This window comes from Bradyrhizobium sp. MI1.3, from assembly GCF_055811695.1.
The window spans coordinates 34054-40689 of the sequence record NZ_JBVVPQ010000063.1 but is presented as its reverse complement, the minus strand read 5'-3'; the positions used below and the strand labels follow the sequence as shown (position 1 = coordinate 40689).

General features: G+C 59.4%; 3 protein-coding genes. 1 reads left to right on the top strand and 2 read right to left on the bottom strand.

The genetic code is table 11. The features are described 5' to 3' along the window. Nucleotides 1-328 precede the first annotated feature (328 nt). A complete protein-coding gene (queD, locus tag AC0L3A_RS31820) occupies nucleotides 329-691 on the top strand; it encodes a 6-carboxytetrahydropterin synthase QueD (RefSeq protein WP_085361592.1) in 363 nt (120 codons plus the stop codon). A gap of 1372 nt (nucleotides 692-2063) precedes the next feature. On the opposite strand, the gene AC0L3A_RS31815 is transcribed toward queD, so the two are convergent. Together AC0L3A_RS31815 and AC0L3A_RS31810 are read right to left on the bottom strand one after the other, a co-directional pair. Next, complete coding sequence (locus AC0L3A_RS31815) at nucleotides 2064-5168, bottom strand: efflux RND transporter permease subunit (protein ID WP_317245409.1); 3105 nt, start codon at nucleotides 5166-5168, stop codon at nucleotides 2064-2066. A 588-nt stretch (nucleotides 5169-5756) separates the two neighbouring features. Continuing rightward, nucleotides 5757-6017, bottom strand: a complete 261-nt coding sequence (locus AC0L3A_RS31810; RefSeq protein WP_317245410.1) for a hypothetical protein — start codon at nucleotides 6015-6017, stop codon at nucleotides 5757-5759. Nucleotides 6018-6636 lie beyond the last annotated feature (619 nt).

The window sequence follows — 6636 nt, the reverse complement described above, 5'->3', positions numbered from 1 at the left end:
GTGGTTCGATGATGTCCTGCAATCTTTACACGATATCGGGTTCCTCAGCGCGATCGAGACGAACGGCAGGCTGCCGGCCCCGGCCAGCGTGGTGACTGGATTTGCGTCAGTAAATAGCGCCGCGCTGGCCGTCACTCGCGGACACGAACTGAAAATTCGTGTGGCCGCAACCGGCAGCCTGCCAGACCGGTTCGATGAGCGTGGCTTGAACAATTTCTGCTTCGATCGAAAGACCGCCCTGACGCCGTCGAGCGGCGGGCTATCTCGGACTGCCTGGCTCAGCCGAAATGGCGGCTCAGCGTGCAGTCCCACAAACACTCGGCATCACATGAAGATATCCCAAGCATTTAAGTTCGAGGCAGCGCACCGACTTCCAAACGTCCCGCAGACACATCGCTGTCATCGGGTGCATGGTCATTCCTATCGCGTCGAGGTCGTGCTGAACGGGGCCGTCGATCCGCACACCGGATTCGTAATGGATTTCTTCAACATGGAGGAAGCGTTTGGCCTTCTTATAAAGAAGCTCGATCACCATTGCCTGAACGACGTCCCGGGACTGGAAAATCCGACGGCGGAAAATATCGCCATCTGGATCTGGGAGCACGCGAAACCGCGCCTCGCCCAACTCTCGAGCGTGAGGGTGTACGAGACGACGGATAGTTGGGCGGAATATGACGGGCCCGATCGCTGAATTCAGCGCTGATTTGGGACTGTGTCGATGCGGCGCGCCTGTCGTTCTTCGGCTCAGAAGCGGACTTGCTCGATCTGCGATTCGGCTCTTCATCCGCCACGCCCGCGGCCAGATTTCCGCGCTCACAGAAGAGCCCTTGGATCCGACCGGAGCGCCCGGTTTGGCTATGAGGACACCCATCACGTGACCGCATTCGAAAAGCTTCCGGCCAAACGATTCGGAATCTCGCGTTGTGCTAACCGCGGAACGATCAGAGCGATTCGTCCTCAGGAGCGAATTCGATGCTGATTGTACCGGCGAGACGACCCGCCATTCCGGACGCTGCGGTTGGGCGACTTGGTGCTGCAGCAGGTCGGCGCTAGCCGCCAATGCGAGGAGCACGGGTTGATGCAAGATCGCGCAAGCCCGCATGTGCGCGAGCGTGCCATAGACATCGCCGTCAATACCCCCCGTTCGACACTTCGACGGGCGAAGCCTCAATTGAAGCTGGCGAGGTGCCGGACTCGAGCGTCCGCGCTGACTGGTCACGGATGCATCCCTTGGCCGACTGGTTATTTCCACCCAACCAATAGCTGCGGACGTAAACCGGGCGAACAGCTGTCCACAGGAACCGATGCCTCGCCCCGCCGCATCCGATAGAGTGCAGTCAGGCCCGCACCGACCGCGGGTTCATCCCGGGAGCCTCCGATCCCCAAACCTTAGCCGAAATGGCGGCCGCGCTCGAGTAATCGCCGGACTATCGCGTCTTGGCCGGCTCGTTTCGCGCCCAAAATTGGCGGGGATTGAATTTCTTGGCAACTATCTAAGCCTGCAGCAAATCAGCGGTCTCTTTTCAGACAGCAATTGCAGCGCGGTCAGGAAGTGAATAATTCTCCACCAAGAACCAATTGAAAAATGGGTACGCCACCCATTCGGGGAACATGGATTCTGTCCCTGTCCCGGGCGACGTCAATCCTGCGAGTTATGCTGCCGTGATGTCCGGCAACTCACGTGCGGTGGCCTGCTCGGTCAGGTAACAACAGCATCCGCCTGTCGGAGCAGAAACGGATCCGCGACGCGCTCTTCGCCGAACACATGATTCCCCCAAGCTTCGCACCACCGGTTTGAAGCTCCGGACGCGCAAGGGACCGTGAAACCCTCCCAGGCATCCGTCGCTCACCACATCTGCACAATGAAGCGGCCGTATTTGGTCGCGATGTAGTCCTTCACCTCGGGCAAGCAGTAGATTGAGACGAAGCGCAGCAGCCGCGGATCATCCTTCCTGTCCGCCGCCATGAACTGCAGGCACCCAGTGCGATCAGGTTACCGCGGTCGGCGAGCAGCGCCGCTACGCTAGCGGCGCGATCGAGCAAACCCGAGTTGATCGTTAGGATCATCGCTTGGCCAGGTGGGCATCGGATGCTCCGATGAAGGCGAGCTCGGCGGCGTTCTGGACGTGATCGGAACTCGCGTCGGCGCGGTGATCCGACGCGATCGCGACATAGAGCGCCGGCAGCACGAAAAGCGTGAACAGCGTGCCGATGGACATGCCCGCGACGACCACGAGCCCGATCGAGAAGCGGCTCGCGGCGCCAGCACCCGTTGCGGTCAACAAAGGTAAGAGGCCCGTGACCATCGCCGCGGTGGTCATCAAGATTGGGCGGAGGCGGACGCGCGCCGCCATCTCGATGGCCGAGCGGGAATCGAGTCTCTCCTTGAGCTGCAGCTGATTGGCGAACTGGACCATCAGAATACCGTGCTTGGATATCAGCCCAGCCAATGTCAACAGTCCGATTTGGGTGTAGATGTTCATCGTCGCCAAGCCAAAGAATAGCGGGATTAAGGCGCCGGCGATTGCCATGGGAACGCTGAACATAATGATGAGGGGATCGCGCAGACTTTCGAACTGCGCCGCAAGCACCAAGAAAATGACGATGAGTGCAAACGCAAAGGTGATGACTAGTTTGTTACCCTCCTGCACATATTGACGGGCGTCCCCGAGGAAGTCGTGACTGAACTCTGCGGGCAGTTTCATTGCCTCGACGTCGAGGAAGTCCACAGCCTGACCGATCGTGACGCCGGGCATCGGTACGGCTTGGAAGGTCGCGGAGTTGAGCTGGTTGTAGTGGGTGAGTGCGTTCGGATTGGTCGCAGTCTCGATGGAGACCACGGTCGATAGCGGCAGCATCGAGCCCGCCGCTGTCTTGACATAATAGCTCCCAAGTGATTCCGGCGTCAGGCGTTTCTCGCGCGGCACCTGCGGGATCACTTCGTAGGAGCGGCCCTGCAGGTTGAAGCGATTGACGTAGTTTCCGCCAAGGAGGGTCGCGAGCGCGCTACCGACGTTCTGCATGGTGATGCCAAGGTCGCTCGCCTTGGATCGATCGACCTTGATTCGCACCCCCGGCTGGTTGAACTCAAGGTCAGAGTCGCTGACCATGAACAGACCGCTCTTGCGCGCGGCATCCTTCAGCTCCGACATCTGTTCGTAGATGTACTGGAAACCGAGCGTCGACTTGATCACCATCTGCACTGGTAAGCCGCCCGAACCGCCCGGAAGCGGCGGCAAGCTAAAGGCAAATGCGTTGATGCCTTCCAGTTTGGACAGCTCGGCCTGGACCAGCGATTTCAGCGCGATCGATGAGCGCTTGCGCTCGGCCCAAGGCTTAAGCAACATCCCGGCCATGCCGCCCTGCGGACCGCTGATGCCGTTGAGCACGAAGCGAAAATCCGTCTCGGGAAACTTCTGGAGTGCCTTGTCGAGCTTGGCGCCGTAATAATCCAGGTAATCAATATTGGCGTATTTCGGCGCTTTTGTCAGTGCGAATACGATGCCCTGATCCTCCTCGGGTGCGAGTTCCTTGGAAGTGTGCATATACAGAAAGGCGACGAGGCCCAGCATGGTCAGCGCAAACAGCCCGGTAATCGGGCGATAGTCGAGCGAGCGGTCGAGCTTGCGGCCGTACCAGCGCGTCATGGCGCTGAACACACGATTCACAAACTTTGCAAACCGCCCCTCTTCAGCGCTCTTCAGGAAGACCGCGCACATCATGGGCGACAGCGTCAACGCGATCACGCCCGACACGATCACCGAACCCGCCAGTGTAAACGCGAATTCGCGGAACAGCGCGCCGGTGAGGCCGCCGAGAAAGCCGATGGGCGCGTACACGGCGGCCAACGTAATCGTCATGGAGAGGACGGGGCCGACGATCTCGCCCGCGCCGTTCGTAGCGGCCTGCGCGGGCGACGCACCTTCTTCCATATGGCGATGAACGTTCTCCACCACGACAATTGCGTCATCAACCACAAGACCGATCGCAAGCACCATCGCAAGGAGGGTCAGCAGATTGAATGAGAACCCCAGCGCCAGCATCATACTGCAGACGCCAATAATGGACAGCGGAATGGTGACGACCGGAATGATGACAGACCGCAAGGAGGCCAGGAACAGGAAGATCACCAACACCACGATCGCGACCGCCTCAAGGAGCGTCTTCTCCACCTCGTCTATCGATGATTGGATGAACTTGGTGGAGTCGTAGGCCACTTCCATCTTCAGCGATGGCGGCAGGCTGCGCTTCATTTCTGGAAGCAGTGCCCGAACGCCTCGCGCTATGTTCAGTGGATTACCTTCTGGGCTCGCCTGCACGGCGACGAAGATAGCGTGTTCGCCGTTCATCGCGACGCTGGCGTTTGTGCTCTGCGCCGCAAGCTCGACTGTCGCGATGTCCTCCATGCGCACAAAGCCGCCGTCATTGGCTTTGACGATCATGCGCTTGAATTCATCAACACTCCGCAGATCAGTGTTGACCGTGACGTCGGAGAGAGTGAAATAGCCCTTAGTCTGGCCGGCCGCAGCCTGGAAGTTGTTGGCCGCGATTGCAGCAGAAACATCAGCTGGCGACACGCCGTGGCCCGCCATTCTCGCGGGATCGAGCCATAACCGCATCGCAAAACTCTGGCCGCCGAGGATGTCTGCCGCTGCGACGCCGTCTACAGTTGACATAATCGGTTGCACCACGCGCGAGAGATAGTCGGAGATCGCGCTGGCCGTCAGTTCTTCGCTGGAGAAGGCGATATACATGACAGCTGTGGTCTGACCGGCAGATTTGGTGACGACCGGATCGTTCGATTCCTTAGGGATTAAATATTTGACCGAGTTGACCTTGGAGAGCACTTCAGTGAGCGCCTCGTTGGGCTCGAAATTGAGCTTGATATAGACCTGGATCGTCGAGGCACCGAGCACCGAGGAGGACGTAATGTAATCAACGCCTTCGGCCGAAGCGAGCGCTTGCTCAAGGGGCGTGGTGATGAACCCCTGGATCATGTCGGCGGAGGCGCCAGGATAAGAGGTAGTGATATTGACGACCGTGTTGGTCAGCTTAGGATACTGCCGGATTGGCAAAACGGTGGCCGCACCAATGCCGGTCAGCAGGATCAGGAGACTGACGACGATAGACAATATAGGACGTTTGATGAAGAGCTCGGTAAATGCCATCGCGATGCTCGCATTCAAGAGACTGACGGAAATTCGCCAGTAAGCCAGGCTACAGCAACAGTCATCAACGCGGCGACTGTGGCTAGGGGCACCTTCTCAGGGTATAGCCCCATGTTTCTCTTAAGCTAGCAACCGCCCCGGGGGGGCCGGCTCGAACCAGTAGAGCTGAGCCTCTGGGCAAAGCCGCAGACAATGTAAAGAGTCAGCTCCGTCGTAGCAGCCGATGTCCAAGATCACTGGGTCTTGCTTCTGGAGGGAGCACACAATGTGCTGATGGACCTCCAACGCGGAAGTGGGCTGACGTATTTCCATTTAACCTCGTCCCACGCTTCAATGGCAGCAATGCCTTGCAGCACACTTATCAACTCAGCTTAGGATTTCGCGCCGCCCCACCCTTCGGACGGTCCAGCTTCGACGCTGAAACTACAGACAAGCCGACGGGCAGCTCAACTCTACAGAGGTAAGCGGGGGATATAGAACGGGTTGCATAACCTATACCAACGTTTGTCGACGAGCGACGCCCGCATGAGCCGCGCGAGACTTGTGATGTTGCTCGAGAGCACAGGCGTTTCCCTTCGGTCTTGTGCTTCACGATGAACCGGCCATCTCGGGTCCGCCCGCAAAGTAAGTGAATCCCAGGAAGGCGAAGGTCTCGGCCACCGCTCGCTGCGCGGCTGACGCGGGAGGGCCGCGAACCGCGCCAAACTCGATCAACGGGTTTTGTCCGCATGGAGCGCCGGCCAGTCGCGCATTGAGGGCCAAGAGCATTTCCTGGGCATCTGCCTTGCTCTCGAAGCCGATGACGAAGTCGTGCGCAAAGCGCACGGTCACAACGCGACCGCGCTGCATGGCGACCGCTCCAGTGGTCGACCCAGCGATCGAGGAGGTAATGCAGGAAGATGTTGGAAAGGAGCGGACTGATCCTGCCCTTTGCGGCGTGTGTCTTGCTTCTCGCCGCTCTCACGAACGCCAGTTCGCAGCCGCATCTCGATGAGCTGCAGGATACGAGGATCGGCAATCCTGTGCGCCACCATCCGCAGCAGCCACTCGTGGTCGACCGAATCGAAGACACTGGATATGTCATGATAGCCGGATCGAGGGCATCAAGCTCCATCTGAGGATCCCGCCCCGGCCGGGAGCCGTAGGAGAACCCGAGGAATTCGAGCTCATAGGCGGCGCTCAACACCTCGGCCACCGCGCTTTGGACGATCTTGTCCTCTAGCGGCCGGCACACCGAGAGGCCGCCTACCCCCGTCGGGTTGGGGATGTAGACGCGCCGCACCGGCTGTAGCCGGTAGGGACAGTGTGGACCCGTGCGCAGAGATCGCGGATTGGTCCGTGAGCCCCTCTTCGTACTTTGCCTCCCTTATCCCATCGACCTCCGCGCCGGCCTGCGGGCTTTTGTCGTCGAAACGCCCGAAGCAGAGCGTCTTTCTCGATGTGGTGCAGCAAGGCTGTGAACCGGTTT

Bases quoted from the DNA above. Each gene is read 5' to 3' on its own strand.
- queD (WP_085361592.1), top strand. From the start codon at position 329: ATGAAGATATCCCAAGCATTTAAGTTCGAGGCAGCGCACCGACTTCCA.
- AC0L3A_RS31815 (WP_317245409.1), bottom strand. From the start codon at position 5,168: ATGGCATTTACCGAGCTCTTCATCAAACGTCCTATATTGTCTATCGTC.
- AC0L3A_RS31810 (WP_317245410.1), bottom strand. From the start codon at position 6,017: ATGCAGCGCGGTCGCGTTGTGACCGTGCGCTTTGCGCACGACTTCGTC.